Here is an 18497-nt window from a genome sequence, read left to right on the forward strand (position 1 = left end):
CCAGAGTTTTGTTAATAAACATGTCTGCTGAATCATAGATAGCAAAAAACCGCTTAACAGCGGTTTCGAGCTTTTTAAAGTTAACGCTTGAAACAGCTAATACTTAACACTGTTGGTATTTAAAACGGCTAATAACACTAAATCAAATAATCGGCACTTAAGGTTAAAAACAATACCAAGCCAGCCCAATTATTATTTAAAAACGCTTTAAAACACGCTGCACGTTCCCGCCTATAAATCATCCATTGCTGATAACAACTGAAGCCGATAAAAGCGATAATGCCTAGTGCATATACTAAGCCACGTTCAGCTAATAACCCCGCCATAATAAAACACCCCAGCGCGGCTAGCTGAAACAAGCCAATCCACTGTCTGTCATATCGGCCAAATAAAATGGCGGTAGATTTAATGCCTACTTTTAAATCATCATCCCTATCGACCATGGCATACATGGTGTCGTAAGCCACTGTCCAGCACCAATTGGCCATAAATAGCCACCATGCTTCAACAGGCACAGTGCCTAACTGGGCCGCATAGGCCATAGGAATAGACCAGCTCCACACAATGCCTAAGAACATTTGTGGCATGTTAGTGACCCGTTTCATAAACGGGTACATAACCGTTAAAATGATACCTACAACCGACAGCTGCACCACTAAGGTATTTAACAAAAGCACCAATGAAAAAGCCACTAAGCCTAAAATAGTAAATAAGGTCAGTGCTTCTTTTACACTAATCTCACCTGAAACCAGTGGCCGGCTTTGAGTCCTTTCCACGTGAGCATCTAACTTGCGGTCGGCAAAATCATTAATAATGCAGCCACACGCACGCATAATAATCACCCCAGCAATAAAGATAACCAGCACTTTAATATCTGGCATTCCCTTTGCGGCCAGTAACAGCGCCATCAAGCACGGCCATAATAACAGCAAGGTTCCTATAGGTCGGTCAATGCGCATTAGGCGCGCATAAGCGTGCAATTTTTGTTTCACATCAAGTTCCTTCTTGCTTAACAGGCTTCGAGTTTAGCTAAACTTACCAGCAACCATTTACTACCAAAGTCGCGAAAGTTAACTTGTACTCGCGCTTTTTCACCTGTGCCTTCAAAGCTGGTAACCACGCCTTCAGAGAACTTAAAGTGTTTCACTTTTTGGCCAACACTGAATCCTGTGGTATTCGCTGATGACTGACTAAAAGTAGGACTTGTTCCACGAGCAGGAAAACGCTGACTTATTGACGGCGACACCTGGGCGCGAAGTCGAATTTGCTCGACGTATTGTTCAGGGATTTCACTAATAAATCGAGACGGACGGGCATAATCTTCACGGCCATAAATACGTCTGGACTCGGCATAACTAATATACAGTTTTGTCATCGCACGGGTCATACCCACATAACAAAGGCGACGTTCTTCATCTAAACGATCGCCTTCATCTAATGCCATTTTGCTGGGAAAAAGCCCTTCTTCCACCCCAGACATAAACACCATTGGAAACTCTAATCCTTTGGCTGAATGCAAGGTCATTAATTGCACCGCATCTGTAAAGGCATCCGCTTGACCTTCGCCAGCTTCTAACGCGGCATGGGATAAAAAGGCATTTAATTCGCCCATATCTTCCAGCTCTTCTGGCATTTCAAAGCTTTTTGCTGCGGTCACTAGCTCGTTTAAGTTTTCTATACGGGCTTGGGCTTTTTCGCCCTTTTCAGCTTCATACATGGCCCGTAAACCAGACTGATTAATCACGGTATCTGTCATGCGATATAACAACATATCTGCGGTATCGGTGCGCATATTAATGATTAAGTCCATAAAGCCACGCACGGCATTAGCGGCGCGACCAGCCAGTACTTTTTCTTCCAATAACCGTAAACTTGCCTGCCATAAAGTTAATTGCTGCTGTCTTGCGGTTGAGCGCATAATTTCAAGGGTGCGATCACCTATGCCACGTGTAGGCGTATTCACCACACGTTCAAAGGCGGCATCATCATCTTTGTTATTAATGAGTCGCATGTAACCCATGGCATCTTTAATTTCTTGGCGATCAAAGAAGCGTAAGCCGCCATAAATGCGGTAAGCCACCCCACGATGTAATAAGGCTTCTTCAAGCACACGAGACTGGGCATTAGAGCGATATAAAATAGCGCAGTCGCTTAAACTGCCACCCTTTTCTTGCCAATCATTAATGCGCCCGACAATAAACTTAGCTTCATCCATTTCATTGAAGGCACAATAAACTGAAATAGGCTCACCATCTTTATCTTCGGTCCACAGCTTTTTGCCTAGACGATCAGGGTTATTAGCAATTAAATCGTTAGACGCTTTAAGAATATTGCCGGTCGAGCGGTAGTTTTGCTCTAGGCGGACAGTTTCTGCGCCAGGAAGTCTTTTAAGAAGCGATGTAAGTTTTCAATTTGGGCACCACGCCAGCCGTAAATAGATTGATCGTCATCACCAACAATCATCACATTAGCCGTGTTGCCTGCGAGTACGCGGATCCAAGCATATTGAATCGCGTTGGTATCTTGAAACTCATCCACTAAAATATGGCGAAACCTGTCTTGATAGTGCGCCAAAATATGCGGTTTATTCAGCCATAGCTCATGGGCACGCAATAAAATTTCAGCAAAATCAACTAGGCCTGCGCGATCACAGGACTCTTGATATATTTTGTAAATATTAAGCAGATTTTGCTCAATAGGAAAACCACCAGCATCAATGTGCTTAGGTCTTAACCCTTGATCTTTTTTGCCATTAATATAAGCCTGAGCTTGTCTTGGCGGGTATTGCTTATCATCTAAGTTGAGGCTTTTTAAAATACGCTTTAATAGCCTTAGCTGATCGTCTGAATCAATAATCTGAAAGGTTTGCGGTAAATTTGCGTCTTGAAAATGGGTACGTAAAATTCGATGGGCTAAACCATGGAAAGTACCAATCCACATACGGCCCATATTGCTACCAACCACTTTTTCAACACGCTCACGCATTTCTGCTGCGGCTTTATTGGTAAAAGTCACCGCTAGAATAGAATATGGACTTTGCTGTTCAACCTGCATTAACCAAGCAATACGGTGAGTTAACACCCGTGTTTTACCGCTACCCGCGCCAGCTAAAACCAGCATGTTAGATAAAGGTGCGCCTACGGCTTCGCGTTGCTTGTCATTCAGGCCGTCTAATAATGATGATACGTCCATTTTTCCTCCCAGAAATCTGCGCGCATTATAGCGTCAAACTGATATCAGATGCGATCAAAGCCCATGGATTTATGCCTCAATATAGTCTTCACTTCCTATAAACAATCAAAAATGGCTAACTAACGCTCACTTATGAAGTCTTGAGTAGCCGATAAATTGACAACAATGGACACTAAAACTACTATAATTGCTCATTTATCTAGGCGGGTTATATTAATTTGAACATCAATGATTTAGAGCTATTTATTTTGGTAGCTGAACAAGGCAGTTTTGCTAAAGCTGCGGAATCATTGAATACCCGCCGTGCCTTAGTCAGTCGCCGTATTGCTGAATTAGAAAAACAACTTGGCGCACCTTTATTCACCCGCACAACTCGCGTGATGACGCTCACATCCTCCGGTGAATTATATTTAGAGCAAGTTGCCCCATTACTTAAACAATTAAAAAATGCCTCGTTTATTTTCAAAAATCGCTACAACGAAATACAAGGGCGTGTTCGCATCGGCTTACTGCCTTTTGTCGATAAAATGTTAGATAAAAAAATCGCCAGCTTTGTGCACGCCTATCCACAAGTACAATTAGATATCATGGTGGTTTCAGGCGGTTATAAAGATATACATAGATTAGATTTAGATATGGTTATTGATGTCAATCCACAACATGATAACCAGTTTATTAGTCAGGCATTACTCAGTTTTGAACGCAAGATTTATGCAAGCCCGAGTTACCTTGAAAAATCATCAGTAATAGAGACTATTGATGATTTACAATATCAATCCTTGCTTGGGTTTAGAAGCACCAATGGCTTAGTTGAAGATAAATGGACGTTTCAGCAAACCTCCATTGAGGCTAACCACAAAGTGATTTGCAGTGATTACAATTCTTTATATAATTTATGCTTAGGCGGCGCGGGGATAACTCTGTTACCGCAAACTATTGCTAATGAAGCCATAGACAGTAAGCAACTAGTAAATGTGTTACCTGACTTAAGCGCTGGCTTGACTGATCTGACATTAATTTACCCCCAGGACGCCCACTTATCTAATGCCGCTAAAGCATTTGTAGAACACCTGAGTCGCCCGCTAAAAAGCTGATAAGCGTCTATTTAGTCATAACGATTAAGATAGTGACCCTTTAAGTCTAAGCTTCCACGCGTCAATCTATCGCTTGATTCATCACTTGCTCTGCAAATGTTTGTGGTCCTTTTAGAATAGCCCTGCCTACCGCAGCTAAATCAAACCAACTATGTTGGATAGCGTGATCGATGTATTCACCTGTTTCTATACCGCCAACACCTATAATGCAGGCATTTAGCCCCGCTTGTTTTAAATAAGCAGACTCTTCGACTAAGTAGCCTTCACCTCGACGTTCTTTGGGACGGTTCCAGCCACCAATTCCCGACGATATATCTAAAATAACCACTCCAGCATCAATAAAGTAGCCACAGGATTCAACAATTTGTGCTTGGGTTAGTCCGTGTGGATATAAATCTTGTCCTGGTACTCTTATCATTATCGCTAGCTGAGTCTGCTGCTTAATCTGCTCGATAATCTCAATAATCAGTCTGGCACGATTATGCTGACAACCACCGTATTGATCATCACGTTGATTAGTGACTGGCGAAAGGAACTGATTTAAACCATAGCCATGAGCACAATGCAGCTCAACGTAATCAAAACCGGCTTTCTCCACTCTGATTGCCGCTTCAATAAAGTGTCTTTTCCAAGTATTAATATCATTTAAGGTCATTGCCCTAGGGGTGGGTAACACACGGTCAAGTGCCGGCACTGTAATACCCGATGGCGCCATTAATTGAGGGCAAACATCAAGTTGTGCTTTACCACCACAATGGGTCAATTGTAAGCCTGCTTTAGCGCCAGCTTGATGAATCAGCTCAGCAATAGCCTTTATACCCTCAATACAAGCATCATCATGCACGCCCAACTGATTAGGCTCGCTTTTGCCTGACACATCAACAAAACTATATTCAACCATCACCAAACCGGCTTGAGATTGAGCAAGATTGGCATAATGTTTCAGAGTATTTTCAGTAACCATTCCCTCAAGGGTAGCAGTTTGTGAAGCCATAGGCGCGACAACTAAGCGGTTTTTTAAAACGTGATGACTAAGGGAAGAGTTTGCTACCGATAAAGAGGAAAAACGATTCATAAGTTTAGATCAATGGCTTCAATTGCCGACAGTATAACTGACTACAACACATAAGTTAAAATGCAAATGGGCCAGTAAATACTGACCCATTTAGGCTGTTAGCTTTAGCTTTAGATTTAAGATTTAAAATTTAACAACAAAATCATTTCTTATCGTCTTTCAAACCTATCGTGTCCATCCAGTACTCAAAGTTGACTAAGTTACCTGGTAATACGATACGAGTATCAGTCTTGGTTAGCCCATCTAACTGCTTCATGTATTGCTCACCTAGCTGCATCCGCAATGCACTTTGACCGCCTTCTGAAGAAATCACTTGTGCAAGGCGCTCAATTGACTCAGACGTGGCTTTAGCTAACGTTAAGATCTCTTGGGCTTTACCTTCGGCTTCATTGATGCGGCGCTGCATTTCACCTTCTGAGCGGTTAATGGTTTCAGCCATCACACCTTCAGAACGGTTAATTTTACTTTGCTTATCACCTTCACTTTTTGCTAATAATGCACGGCGCTCACGCTCAGCATTAACTTGCATTTCCATGGCATTTTTCACGGTTTCCGGTGGGGTAATATTTTTAATTTCATATCGATGTACCCGTATGCCCCAAATAGCGCCCGCTTCATCTAATACTTGTACCACTTTGGCGGAAATTAAATCACGCTCTTCAAACGTACGGTCTAAATCTAAAGTGCCAATCACTGAACGAGTAGTGGTTTGCGCCAGTTGAATCGCGGCATAACGGTAGTCGGTAATACCGTAACTGGCTTTGACAGGGTCAGTCACAGAAATATAAATCACCCCATCGACTTCAACATTCACTTCATCGCTAGAAAAACATTCCTGAGGTGGCACATCAATTGTTTCTTCTTTCAAGTCGTGTACGTAAGCCACTTTATCAATAAATGGCACTAGCGCGTGAAAGCCTGCATCTAAAGTACAATGATACTTACCTAAACGCTCTACAATACAAGCTGACTTAGTCGGTACTAAACGAATAGATTGAAATAACTTCATTACGAAGATAACAAAAATAATGCCCCAAATAGCCATCACTGCAATATCGGGATCAATTCCATTTAAGATCATTAGCGCGCTCCTTTTGCTGCTGATTTAGTATTCAGTGACTGTGAACCCGATACCGCATGAGTAACCTGTTCCATACCTTCAAAAAAGCCTTCCAGTTTTGCCATTTCGGCTGGCACCACTGACACTTGGGCTTCAGATAAAATCTTACCAACTTGGCCAATAAACTGCTCTTTCAGTAGCATGTTCATCGCATCATTACCGCCATTAACGGTTAATGCTTTACAAATCATTTCCATGCCATCCGCTTTTGCATTGGCAATAATGGATATTTCTTGCCCGGTACCAATCGCTTCGTTAATTCGTTTTTGTTTTTGACCTTCAGATAAATTAATTGCTTCTTGGCGCTCACCTTGAGACATATTAATCATCGCGGCTTTTTCAGCATTAGCTAAGGTAATTTCGGCACGTTTACGGCGCTCGGCTTCCATTTGCTTTTCAAGCGTATGGATTACATGGTGCGATGGAGTAATATTTTTAATCTCATAGCGCAACACTTTAATGCCCCAGGGATCAGACGCTTTATCGATTTCACGTACAATTGATTCATTTAAGCTATCACGCTCGGAAAACGTTTGTGACAAGGTCAATTTACCAATTTCAGAACGCATGGTGGTTTGGGCAAGATTTACCGCAGCTTTACGATAGTTTTCAATACCGTAACTGGCCAGTTTGCCGTCCATGACTTTTAAGTAAACTAAACCATCAACTTCTAACTGAGTGTTATCTTTTGAAATACAACTTTGCGGAGGGACATCAAGTACTTCCTCACGGGTATCATGTCGGTAGGCGACTCGGTCAACAAAGGGGACTAAAAAATGAAAACCTGGTTGTAATACAGTGCGGAACTTACCTAAACGCTCAATCACATGCACTTCGCGCATAGGTACTATCAACATCAGTTTAAATAAAATAAACATGATGAACAAAAATATTATGGTAAACGTGAACATACTCTCTTCCTTTTGATTCTACACTAGTGACGTTTGCATTTGAGTGAAGGTACTACTCCACCAAAGGCTCAACCACTAACGCAATGTTATCCCGACATATAATTCTAACTTTAGTGCCTGATTGTATCTCAGTACCATCACCAAGTGCAGTCCAATCTGATCCTAAACAACTCACTCGGCCAGTTTGCTGACCAGGGCCAATCGGCTCCTTGACAATCGCAATCTGATTGTACAAATCTAATTCTTCATCTGTGTTATCAACATGTGAGTCACCACCGACAAGTTTTTGGGTGACATGGCGGAAACTGAGTAACATTACCATTGAGGCAATAAACCACAGGGTTAAACTTTGGCTAATACCTTCAACCATACCAACAGCAAGTGCCAAAGCAACTAACAAGCATGCGGTACCCAGCAAGATTACTATACCGCCTGGAATAATAATTTCCGCTAGCATCAACACGATGCCCAGTATTACCCATATTGAAATTGGGTCACTAAAAGTCATATTCACTCCTTATCCTAGAGTATTCGTTATCAGACTATATCAACTCTTTTACCTTATGGCGACATATTATGTCAAACTAACAGCACCTCAACTTTTAGCCTGTAGTAAAAACGTATCCTTCGATGCTAATTTATTTATACTCAGGTAAAATATTGCGTTAACCCTATAAAATTAAACACACAATCGGTATTTTTTTTATGTGTGTTCTGATAGCAAAATAAATAAAGGTATTTAAATGAATAAAAACTGGCTCGCTTTAGCCCTACTAGCCGCTCAACCAGCTATTGCTGATGACATGTTGCAATGGTGGGATTTTAGTGCAACTGCACTTTATGGTGACAACTATGATTTAGCACCATCAGAGACCCAAACAACTATCACAGTTGAAACCGCGGGCGCATGGAAATACGGCGATTGGTTTGCCTTTCAAGATTTTACCCATTTTCATGACGCTAATGGTCAGCAGAGAACAAACTATGGTGAAATCTCTCCTCGCTTTAGTTATGGAAAAATTTCAGGGAATAAGATTAATCTTGGCCCAATCAAAGATGTATCGTTGGCACTGACATTAGAGGAAGGCAGAGGTCCGGTAACCAGTTTTCTTTACGGTGTCGGGCTTGACTTTGATATTGCTTATTTTAGCTATTTTCAACTAAACACCTACCGTCGTAATGCCATGAGCAATGGTAATAACAGCGATGGCTGGCAATTCACACCTGTGTTTAGAATTGATTTCCCTGTCGGCAATTCCAATATTGTAGTCGATGGTTTTATTGACTGGATTTTTGTTGCTGATAAAGGCGGCTATCAAGAAAATTTCCATTTCAATCCACAAATAAAATATGATTTAGGAGCAATTTTATTCGGCCAACATAAAAAGAATAAACTCTTAGTCGGTTTTGAATATGACTATTGGCAGAATAAATACGGCGTAGAAGGGATTGACCAAAATACCTACTCTGTTATTACTAAATATCACTTCTAATTCAGATTCGAGTTAACTTTCAAAATCAAAATAGCTTAGTTACACGATTTGCATCGCGCTAAAAGACAAAGGGCACCTACAGTGCCCTTTTACATCTCAATATCCGTCTTCAATATGAAAATCAGTACTAAAGTAACTTTCTCGCTGCGGCAACCACAATAGATATTGCACTCACTTCTGTTTTCTTCATCGTCGCTTCATTAGGTATTTCCTGCTGAGTGCGGTTTACAATTACACCGGCAACACAGGCTGCACGCCAACCTTGGGTTGCACACATAGTAAATAATGTGGCTGATTCCATTTCGTAGTTCAACACCCCCATAGATTGCCATTCTTTCATTGAGCCGACATAACGCTGAGTAATACGGCCCGACACAGTATCGTAGCGCTCTTGTCCTGGATAAAAAGTATCAGATGATGCTGTAATGCCAACATGTGGCTCAACACCGGCATCACGGCAAGCGGCAACCATTGCTGTAGTACAGTCAAAGTTTGATGCTGCTGGAAATTCAAGTGGTGCAAAATGTAAACTTGCGCCGTCTAAGCGCACAGATGCTTGCGTGACAATAACATCGCCAACATTGACATGCGGTTGAATTGCGCCAGTAGTCCCTACACGTAAGAATGTGGTAACGCCTAATTGTGCTAACTCTTCAACCGCGATAGATGTTGAAGGGCCACCAATACCGGTTGAACAAACAACCACAGGTTTACCATCGATATAGGCTAAATAGCTTGTATATTCGCGATGACTGGCAAGAAAAGTAGCACCATCCATTAATTCGGCAATACGCTTAACACGTTCTGGATCGCCTGGCACGATTGCCAATGTGGCGCCATCTAACATTTTTTTGGTTAAACCTAAGTGAAATACGTCAGACATGCTGAACCCCTATATTATTTTAATAATGAAACGCTGTGTTTTATAAACTGTACCGTAGTATTGTCTCAGAAAAGGTTAACTGGATCACATTATTATTTATCACTGATATTATTGTCTTTAAACGGTAATGAATGAATCACCTACAAGTGGTCAAGTAAAATAGCGGTTTACTGAGGGAACTAAATTTTATTTACTTCGTTTCAAGCTAAAAATAAAGGACGCCGAAGCGTCCTTTAATTGTGTTTATACTAATTATCGTTATAAATAGTAATCTTTAAGTGGTGGGAAACCATTAAAAGAGACTGCTGAATAGGTTGTAGTGTAAGCACCCGCAGTTAACCAGTACATGCGATCGCCAATCGCTAAATCAACAGGTAAACCATAGCTGTAATGTTCATACATAATATCAGCACTGTCACATGTTGGTCCGGCAATAACGCATTTATCTAACTTACCGGTACGATCGGTATAGATAGGGAATTTAATCGCTTCGTCAGTGGTTTCAATCAAACCTGAAAACTTACCCACATCAGTGAACACCCAACGTTCAAGTGCAGTCGTTGATTTACGTGAAATCAACACGATTTCTGAAACCAATACACCAGCATTAGATAACAGCGAACGACCTGGCTCAAGAATAATTTCGGGTAAGTCATCACCAAAATCTTCATGCAAAAAATGCTTAATTTGCTGAGCATATGTCGCTAACTCGTTAGTTTTGTCTATGTAATTAGCTGGAAAACCACCGCCCAAGTTGATCATTTTCAGCACAATACCGTGCTCTTCACGCAAACGATCGTAAATGCTCTTCACTTTACCAATCGCTGAATCCCATGCGCCAATATCGCGTTGCTGAGAACCAACGTGGAAAGAAATACCGTGGGGCTGTAGGCCTAGCTCTTTGGCTAATACCAATAAGTCATAGGCCATTTCATTTTGACAACCAAACTTACGAGATAAAGGCCAATCTGCTGTGTGAGTTCCTTCCGTAAGAATACGAACATACACTTTTGCACCTGGTGCTTCTTCAGCAATCATGCGTAAGTCAGCTTCTGAGTCAGAAGCAAACATACGAATTCCTTGCTCATAAAAAGATCGTACATCAACACGTTTCTTAATGGTGTTGCCGTAACTTATACGGTCAGGGCTGACACCTATTGATGTCACCATTTCTAATTCATAAATAGAAGCGATATCGAAACTTGATCCCCTGTCACGCAACAAGGTTAAAATTTCTTTTGCAGGGTTAGCCTTCACCGCATAATATACTTTGGCAAAAGGAAAACTGTTGACCATGTCATCAAATTGTTTAGCAACGATCTGAGTATCTATGACGACAAAGGGTGTCGGCTTATCTTTCGCAAATTCTTTAATACGGGCGAAAGTATCTTTTTCATAATAATCAGCGATATCAATAGATTGAAATTGGCTCATTAGGCCTGTGCCTCCTTAATAGTTGGGCAATAATACTGGGCAACGTTTTAACAAAAAACCATCATAAAAATATGCTGTGGCAATATAATAAAACAAGCGAAGTAGACGCTATTTTAAGTGGTGACGCAACGAATTTTTATGCGTTATAGGCAACTTTTTATTCCAACAGACAGCGGCTCTATTGATCATTCCTGCTGTGGAGTTATCCACATCACAAACAATTTTAACTAAAACATCCCAGTTGCTATCCCTATTCAACCAAAGATTGGCGAAAATAACAAATGGTTAACCTAAATTTAAATTTTCACCGTGTCATTACCACTGAGCCATCAGTGATTGGGCGTCCTGCGCATATTCAATTGATATCACCTTTAATTGATTGAGTTTGATGATAGTTGCCTGATCTTTTTCAGCAGGTAGTCTAGCTGTAATGTCACCTTCTCTATCTAACCCTAACATAAATGAATAGTCTTGCATTTTGGGCACTGCAATAAACTGTGCAATAAGTGATGGCATACCGCTGAGATCAGCGACATAGATTAACTTAGCAGGACGCTGATTTTCAGGTGTTGCGTCAAATGCAGCCTGCACTACCTCGCCACCATCCATGTCTCGACTAAACAATAATACTTGTGTTTCTGATGTCACTTTAAGTGGCTTTTCAAATTGGTTTTGCAAGCTTATGTCAGCAAGCATATCGCCTACTTTTAGTGGTGATTGTTCTGCAATTATAGCTGTAGATAATAAAGACGTTGATAATAAAAAACAGATCATTAACAGTCGATGTTGCATAGTTCGCTCCAAGCTAAGCAAGATATTAATAGTTAACCTGAACTCGGGATAAGAGATGGAAACAGAATGCTTAATATCAAAGTGACCTGGTCAACTGAATTCGGTCACCCTAGTTAAGTTCGTTATGCCACTTCTGTTAACGGCTTATCCGTACGCTCAAATTCATTGGGACTTTGGTAATTAAGGTATGAATGCATCCGTTGGCTGTTGTACCACATAGTGATGTAATTCAAGACATCTTGTTGAGCTGCATAGCGTGTTCGATAATTGCGCCAATGAACTCGTTCCTGCTTCAAGCTTCCGAAAAAGCTTTCAGCTACTGCATTATCCCAACAACATCCTTTTTTACTCATACTGCCGACAAACTTATGCAGCCTCAGTATTCGTCTATATTGATGGCTCGCATATTGAACACCTTGATCTGAGTGTATTATCAATCCAGCTTTAGGTTTTCGTTGCCATATAGCCATTGTGAGCGCATCACAAACGAGTTGTGCCTTCATTCTGCTGCCCATACTCCAACCAATAACTTTACGGGAATAGAGATCGATTACGACGGCTAAATACAGCCATCCTTCAGCAGTCCATATGTACGTAATATCTTGAACCCACGCTTGATTGGCGCATTGAACATCAAAATCCTGTTCAAGCTCATTTTCATATATAGGCTTCTTGTGGTCGCTGTTGGTTGTTGCTTTGTACTTCTTTTTATAGCGCACCCAAACGTTTGCTTCTTTCATCAGTTGCGATGTTTTCCTACGCCCAACAGGGTAATCAAGGGAATTCAATGCCTTTTGAATGCGTCTTTGTCCGTAGGTGTTATCGCTAAACTCGGCAATATCCTTAACCCACTGCAACATCTCTTGATGCTCTGTATCAACAGGTGACTGAGACTTCCGCTTTTGATAGCTGTAGTAATTATTGTTTTTCACACCCAACACGTGACACATTAATATCACAGACCAGATCTTCTTATTTTGGGTAATAAACGCGTATTTCACTTCGTTTCTTTGGCAAAGAAGACCGTCGCTTTTTTTAATATTTCACGCTCTATTTCTAAGCGCTTTACTTGTGCCTTTAGCTTGCGGATCTCTTCCTGCTCAGGTGTCAGCTTGCCGTTGCCTCTAAATGCATGACCATCATCATTTTCTGCTTCTTTTATCCAGCGGCCGAGCAGTTGAGGAGTCACCTCTAAATTTCTAGCGGCTTCAGCAATACTGTAATTTTGCTCTCTTACCAGTGTAATGGCATCAAGCTTGAATTCTTTTGAATAGGATTTACGTGTTTTCATTTGAATCTCCAGTTAAATCAATTATGTCTTAACTGGGTTAGTCGTATCAATTAAACCACGTCAAAGCATTAGGGTTAAAATATTTCAAACTTATCATTTGTTTTGCTAAATAAGGCGAATTAACGCGTCAATAACTAGCCTATTGCAAGTTCATTCAACGCAGTTAGCGAGACAAAGGGCTGTTTGAAAACCTTTTATTATCCCGAGTTCAGGTTAGTTACATTACTAAGAAAATATTCATTCTATCCTAATCAAGAGAGTGTTTATAAAACTCGTCAACAAGCTGTGACATGGCTCAAAACAGCTCAAACGTCGGCTGAGATTAAAACAGACCAACATCACGACTTGATGCCCAGCAAAAGGTTTCACATTCTGCAATACAGCATCACAGCGGTTAACCTCCAATATGACTGCCACTACAACGAGTTACTTTATATTGTGCTTTTTATGATTCATAGTAGAAAGACTTAAGTTGATGACAAAAAGTAAACTAGACTTGACACTTGCCATTTATTTGCCCATATTAAGGTAAAGCTTGCTTTACATTAAGATAAGCTAACGTGAAAAGGAAATTAAGATGAAAGTACTTGATTCAACTAATACAGATTGGAAACAACGTAACCACATCAACACTAAACGACTCGCTAAATGGACGGCTGCATGGGTACTATCTTTAGCATTAGCCTCTTTTGGTGCTCAATTTATTTGGCAACAAAACCAATGGATAACTGTTATCACAATAAGTCTTAACTTCCTGATTGGTATAGGGATGATAATAGCTAATAAACAACATTTAACCGACTTAGATGAGCTTCAGCAAAAGATTCAACTCAATGCTATGGGGTTAAGCTTAGGCATAGGTCTTATCATAGGGATTAGCTATTCAACCTTATATACGACAAATCTGATTAAGACTCACGCTGAAATATCCCATCTTGTTATTGTGATGGGACTGACTTACTTAATTGGCATAATATTGGGGAATAGAAAATACCGATGAACAATCGTTTAAAAGTGCTACGTGCTGAACGGAACTTAACCCAAGCTCAGTTAGCTGATTTATTGAATGTGTCGCGACAAACCATTAATGCGATTGAAAAAGGTAAGTTTGATCCCAGCTTACCATTAGCATTCAAAGCCGCTCGATTGTTTGACTTAAGAATAGAAGATATTTTTATCGATGAACCAAACTAATGACGTCTTAGCTTAGATTCAATTAAAGGTATTTATGCATAAACAGGCTGTGGTGGTCTAACGGGTAATCGGCAAAATTTTCGCCCAGCGTAAATCCAAAACCTGCGTACAATTGTCTGGCGGGTTCAAAAAACGCCATTGTACCGGTTTCTAAACTCAACTGTTGATATCCGTTCACTTTTGCGAAATCTAACATATGTTGCAGCAACTTTGCTGCAACGCCTTTGCGTCTATGGGCATGAGCCACGCGCATCGATTTAACCTCCGCATGCAATGAACTAAGCTGCTTTAATGCGCCACATCCTGCAAGTTGGCCATTGTGCCAAATAGTCCAAAAAATAATATTAGGCTGACGCAGTTTTGATAGGTCTAATGCATGAACGGATTCTGCTGGAGAGGTTGCGTACATATCCTGCAAATGCTCTTCTAACAGTGCAGCTATTTCTATGCCTGATAAGTCATCAATCCGAATATCCATATAAATCACAATTCCTTTTATCTAAGCTGCATCGCAATCATTTTACAAGCCTCGTTGCCATTCTTGTCTTAATGGCACCATACCTTGTAATGCTTGAGTAACTTGGGTGACTAGCTGAGATTTGTCTTTACCTAACACGCCTTTAAGCACTAAATAATTTGATGCATGATCAGATCTAAAAATCGTTTTAGTTAACTCAAGATGGCTTAGCAAAGTATGCATTTCAGTCAATAAACCATGTTGATTAGGTAACTCGAATTTACCATCAAATGCCGCATCCATTCGCTCAGTACCTAATGGTAAAGTGACCACTAAAGTAGACAGATAATCTGGTTGGGTTTCATTCATTAGCTTAGCCGAGGCAATGGCATGTTGTTGCGATAGTTTTACCCCACCCAATCCCATTAAAATCATTACTGACGATTTCATTCCCGCTTGCTTGATTTTGTGAAGAGCTTCAAGTGAAGACTGGTAATCCTCGCCCTTCTCAATACGGGTCAGCACTTCATCATCACCACTTTCACAACCGACATAAAGTAAAGATAAACCCATTCGACGCAACTCAGCTAACTGTTCAACCGTTTTATTTTTTAAATTACGCGGTAAACAATAACTGCTAATACGAGTTACAGATGGAAGATGGGTATTAATTAATTCACACATGGCTTTTAAGCGATTAAATGGTAAGCTCATCGCATCACCATCAGCCAAAAACACCCGACTGATTGGATAACCAGATTCAGCAGCAAGTAAAATGTCTTGCTCTATTTTATCTAATTTCTGCGCCCTAAACTGCTTTTGCGGCTGAGTATACATGTCGCAAAAAGTGCAGTTATTCCAACTACATCCATTAGTCACCTGTAAAATTAATGACTTCCATTCGGACGGTGGCCTAAACACAGGTTCGATATAATTTAACAAGATCACACCCCTTAATATTGATTTAAAGTGCACTTTATTACACTTGATTTATGACATACATCATAATTTGTCATAAAAAGTACTATTATTAATTTTTTGTTTTTATACTTATTTAATCAATTGGTTAGTTGATTATTTTATCTCACAAAGAAATGTAAATATATGAGGTACAAGATGGATCAAACCGCGTTAGAGATCAGTGAGCACCGATAAGCCCCTTAGCAAAGAATGAACCTTGGGGTCACACAATTGCTGAGCAACACTCGCCTTTACCACTTACCTCCCCAAAAATCTCCTTGCGAGCAATCCATTAATGGATTTTAAAAAGAGTGGCCAGCCACTCTTTTATTTACAGAAAATCACACAATAACCTGATTAAAGACTTCAACATGATGAGATTCGACTAACTCTGGCATTACATTATGAAAGTAATGTTGAATAGCCTGTTTTTCACAGTGTTTGTCAAATGCGGCACGATCAACAAACTTTTCCACAAAAGCCACTTTATTATCATCATCTACACTAATGTTTAATTCATAACGAATACAGCCTAGCTCTTTACGCGTATCAGGTATCAACGCTGCTAACGCCGCCACCAATGCATCTCGCTTCCCTGTTTTGGCAACAAATTGTGCGACACATACTAACTGAGTGTTATTGATTACATAATCAGACATTAACATTTCCTTTAAGATTGATAGAGCATATCGACATGTGGGATCCCATCTTCTAAATAAACCTTAGAGTGACGAATAAAACCAAGGCGTTGATAAAAATTTTGTAGGTGTTCTTGTGCGCCAATTTGCACCCCGGCATTAGGCCAATACGCCAATGCTTTTGGCAATGCCTGTAGCATTAATGACTCAGCCACCCCCTGTTTGCGATGACTAACGGCGACAACAACGCGACCAATACTGGCTTGCGGGTAACTTAATCCCGGTGGCAAAATACGACAATACGCGACTAAGTGTCCGTCTCTATCCTCTATAACCATGTGCTGGGTTTGTGGGTGTCGATCTTTCTCGTCCAATTCAGGATATGGGCAGTTTTGCTCAACCACAAAAACATCAACTCGCAACTTAAGTATTTCGTAGAGCTCATCTCGGGTTAATTGTTCAAATCTTAGGCTGCGCGAAATCACTTTATACTCCTTTATGCTCTATAATTTGGCCATATTGTAGCATTACTTACACATTCTTATCTCAGGTACCAACTTGGCAGTTTCTATGCCAAATTGATAGCACAAATAACGCTAATGCTAGATGAAAATATTATATAAGGTCCCTAGTTGAAACTAACCGAATTAGTGCTACGCTACTTTTACGAACTGGGTTAAGCACAACGGTTTCTTAATCCTAATTAAATGGTTTCGTATTTGTATATTCTACTTTTTTTGGAGTGCAACATGAGCAAAGAACGCAATAATTCTAAAGAATCCAAAAAGCAGCCACTACTGTCGTTAAAAGAAAAACGTGCAGTTAAGCAATCAAAAAATGCGCCATCATCAGGTATCGTTTCTAAAGCAAAATAAATCTTGTTATAAATGCCTACCATAAGAAATACCGAGCATCGCTCGGTATTTTTGTTTGTGTCACTTTAAACCTTTCTATCTCAAATTCACAAACACTACCCAAGCAAGCCTCTGTAACACGCCATTTCCGCTGTAACTTTGCATAATGCCATTCCATAAACCAATATATTATTAACACATTACATAATGTCGCTAATGACGCTAATGATGACTGTTGTGATATCCCCAGGAACTCACGATGAGTGCACGCCATTGAATATGGTCATAACCAGATGAAAAAGAATTCAATGAACTTGATAGCCCCCTTGCTCTGTATAGGTTTAGTTTTGTCTATATTCAATAGCCAAACTGCTGCGGCGTTTGGCAGATTAGGCCATCAAATTATTGGCCAAATAGCCGAAGATAATCTATCTGAAAACGCAGCTAAAAATGTACATAAATTCACTCAGGGTAAATCCTTGGCACAAATGTCCACTTGGGCTGATGAAATACGGTCAAAGCCTAAATGGCGATATACTGCCCCTTGGCATTACATTTCTATTGCTGACCATGAAAATTGGAGCACTGTGAAGCGGATGCCAAACGGCGACATTCTAAGCAGTCTAGCGCATTTTGAAAAAGTATTGTCAGACCCGCACACAACACCGACAAAGAAATGGCAAGCACTCGCCTTTTACGTGCATTTTATCGGTGACATACATCAACCTTTGCATGTGGGTTATCGTCACGACCAGGGTGGTAATAGGGTTAAATTGACCTGGTTTGGTAAAGACAGCAATTTACATTCTGTATGGGACAGTAAACTGTTAGCCCACCAGCAACTTAATCTTGCTGAATATACTCGCTTATTGGCTAATATTACCCCAGAGCAAAAACGTGCTTGGACAGGTAAAAATTATTATCAATGGGCAGACGAATCTAAAGTGTTACGCACAAATGCTTATCTATTAGCGATAAATCCTGCTGCGGAATTAGAGTTAGGGGCTGATTATGAAGCCACTAATTTGCCTCTTATTGAGCTGAGATTACAGCAAGCAGGTATTCGGTTAGCAGAACGGTTAAATTTGATATTCATTCAATAAACTTTA

At 40.5% G+C, this 18497-nt stretch carries 19 protein-coding genes and 1 pseudogene; 6 read left to right on the plus strand and 14 right to left on the minus strand.

From position 1 onward, the window contains the following. Nucleotides 1–137: 137 nt before the first annotated feature. Together ubiA and uvrD are read right to left on the minus strand one after the other, a co-directional pair. On the minus strand, nucleotides 138–959 hold the full coding sequence (gene ubiA / locus L0B17_RS17920) for a 4-hydroxybenzoate octaprenyltransferase (RefSeq protein WP_235089927.1): 822 nt from the start codon (nucleotides 957–959) through the stop codon (nucleotides 138–140). A gap of 50 nt (nucleotides 960–1009) precedes the next feature. Next, nucleotides 1010–3192 (minus strand): annotated as a pseudogene (gene uvrD, locus L0B17_RS17925) (DNA helicase II). A gap of 218 nt (nucleotides 3193–3410) precedes the next feature. Between uvrD and L0B17_RS17930 the strand changes: the two are divergent. After that, nucleotides 3411–4286 (plus strand): LysR family transcriptional regulator, encoded by an 876-nt coding sequence (locus L0B17_RS17930; protein WP_235086665.1) that lies wholly within the window; start codon nucleotides 3411–3413, stop codon nucleotides 4284–4286. Nucleotides 4287–4347: 61 nt separating this feature from the next. Here the strand turns inward: L0B17_RS17930 and L0B17_RS17935 are convergent, their stop codons facing one another. The 4 genes from L0B17_RS17935 to L0B17_RS17950 form a co-directional block, all read right to left on the minus strand. Further along, nucleotides 4348–5361 (minus strand): NADH:flavin oxidoreductase, encoded by a 1014-nt coding sequence (locus L0B17_RS17935; RefSeq protein WP_235086666.1) that lies wholly within the window; start codon nucleotides 5359–5361, stop codon nucleotides 4348–4350. Nucleotides 5362–5503: 142 nt separating this feature from the next. Next, entirely contained in the window at nucleotides 5504–6442 is a 939-nt protein-coding gene (locus L0B17_RS17940) for an SPFH domain-containing protein (protein ID WP_235086668.1), read from the minus strand. Then, on the minus strand, nucleotides 6442–7392 hold the full coding sequence (locus L0B17_RS17945) for an SPFH domain-containing protein (RefSeq protein ID WP_235086669.1): 951 nt from the start codon (nucleotides 7390–7392) through the stop codon (nucleotides 6442–6444). Before L0B17_RS17945 ends, L0B17_RS17940 begins: the two co-directional genes overlap by 1 nt. A gap of 52 nt (nucleotides 7393–7444) precedes the next feature. Beyond that, a complete protein-coding gene (locus tag L0B17_RS17950; RefSeq protein ID WP_235086671.1) occupies nucleotides 7445–7900 on the minus strand; it encodes an NfeD family protein in 456 nt (151 codons plus the stop codon). A 235-nt stretch (nucleotides 7901–8135) separates the two neighbouring features. Between L0B17_RS17950 and L0B17_RS17955 the strand changes: the two genes are divergently transcribed. Beyond that, the gene (locus L0B17_RS17955; RefSeq protein WP_235086672.1) at nucleotides 8136–8885 is read left to right on the plus strand and encodes an ion channel protein Tsx; all 750 of its coding nucleotides are present in this window, start codon (nucleotides 8136–8138) and stop codon (nucleotides 8883–8885) included. Nucleotides 8886–9012: 127 nt separating this feature from the next. Here the strand turns inward: L0B17_RS17955 and udp are convergent, their stop codons facing one another. From udp to L0B17_RS17975, 4 genes are all read right to left on the minus strand, one after another. Beyond that, nucleotides 9013–9768 carry a uridine phosphorylase gene (udp, locus tag L0B17_RS17960; RefSeq protein WP_235086674.1) on the minus strand — a complete coding sequence of 252 codons (756 nt, stop codon included), beginning with the start codon at nucleotides 9766–9768 and terminating at the stop codon, nucleotides 9013–9015. Between the two features lie 258 nt (nucleotides 9769–10026). Next, entirely contained in the window at nucleotides 10027–11202 is a 1176-nt protein-coding gene (locus L0B17_RS17965) for a type III PLP-dependent enzyme (protein WP_235086676.1), read from the minus strand. A gap of 315 nt (nucleotides 11203–11517) precedes the next feature. Beyond that, on the minus strand, nucleotides 11518–11994 hold the full coding sequence (locus L0B17_RS17970) for a hypothetical protein (RefSeq protein ID WP_235086677.1): 477 nt from the start codon (nucleotides 11992–11994) through the stop codon (nucleotides 11518–11520). A gap of 122 nt (nucleotides 11995–12116) precedes the next feature. Continuing rightward, nucleotides 12117–13285, minus strand: a protein-coding gene (locus L0B17_RS17975) for an IS3 family transposase (RefSeq protein ID WP_235086679.1) whose coding sequence is annotated in 2 segments (ribosomal slippage) — nucleotides 12117–13039 and nucleotides 13039–13285 — 1170 coding nt in all. Because the reading frame shifts where the segments join, the coding sequence is not laid out codon by codon here. 577 nt (nucleotides 13286–13862) lie between these two features. Here L0B17_RS17975 and L0B17_RS17980 point away from each other — a divergent pair. Beyond that, nucleotides 13863–14285 carry a hypothetical protein gene (locus L0B17_RS17980; RefSeq protein WP_235086680.1) on the plus strand — a complete coding sequence of 141 codons (423 nt, stop codon included), beginning with the start codon at nucleotides 13863–13865 and terminating at the stop codon, nucleotides 14283–14285. Next, entirely contained in the window at nucleotides 14282–14479 is a 198-nt protein-coding gene (locus L0B17_RS17985; protein WP_235086682.1) for a helix-turn-helix transcriptional regulator, read from the plus strand. Before L0B17_RS17980 ends, L0B17_RS17985 begins: the two co-directional genes overlap by 4 nt. 22 nt (nucleotides 14480–14501) lie before the next feature. Here the strand turns inward: L0B17_RS17985 and L0B17_RS17990 are convergent, their stop codons facing one another. From L0B17_RS17990 to L0B17_RS18005, 4 genes are all read right to left on the minus strand, one after another. After that, complete coding sequence (locus tag L0B17_RS17990; RefSeq protein ID WP_235086684.1) at nucleotides 14502–14957, minus strand: GNAT family N-acetyltransferase; 456 nt, start codon at nucleotides 14955–14957, stop codon at nucleotides 14502–14504. A 42-nt stretch (nucleotides 14958–14999) separates the two neighbouring features. Next, complete coding sequence (locus tag L0B17_RS17995; protein WP_235089928.1) at nucleotides 15000–15881, minus strand: radical SAM protein; 882 nt, start codon at nucleotides 15879–15881, stop codon at nucleotides 15000–15002. Between the two features lie 356 nt (nucleotides 15882–16237). Further along, nucleotides 16238–16555 carry a putative quinol monooxygenase gene (locus L0B17_RS18000; RefSeq protein ID WP_235086686.1) on the minus strand — a complete coding sequence of 106 codons (318 nt, stop codon included), beginning with the start codon at nucleotides 16553–16555 and terminating at the stop codon, nucleotides 16238–16240. 11 nt (nucleotides 16556–16566) lie between these two features. Next, entirely contained in the window at nucleotides 16567–17019 is a 453-nt protein-coding gene (locus tag L0B17_RS18005) for a GNAT family N-acetyltransferase (protein ID WP_235086688.1), read from the minus strand. A gap of 264 nt (nucleotides 17020–17283) precedes the next feature. Here L0B17_RS18005 and L0B17_RS18140 point away from each other — a divergent pair, with 264 nt between their 5' ends. Together L0B17_RS18140 and L0B17_RS18010 are read left to right on the plus strand one after the other, a co-directional pair. After that, the gene (locus L0B17_RS18140; RefSeq protein ID WP_264177950.1) at nucleotides 17284–17409 is read left to right on the plus strand and encodes a hypothetical protein; all 126 of its coding nucleotides are present in this window, start codon (nucleotides 17284–17286) and stop codon (nucleotides 17407–17409) included. Nucleotides 17410–17735: 326 nt separating this feature from the next. Then, nucleotides 17736–18491 carry a S1/P1 nuclease gene (locus L0B17_RS18010; protein ID WP_235086690.1) on the plus strand — a complete coding sequence of 252 codons (756 nt, stop codon included), beginning with the start codon at nucleotides 17736–17738 and terminating at the stop codon, nucleotides 18489–18491. Nucleotides 18492–18497 lie beyond the last annotated feature (6 nt).

It is taken from the genome of Shewanella sp. OMA3-2 (genome assembly GCF_021513195.1).
In the GTDB taxonomy this organism is placed as follows: domain Bacteria; phylum Pseudomonadota; class Gammaproteobacteria; order Enterobacterales; family Shewanellaceae; genus Shewanella.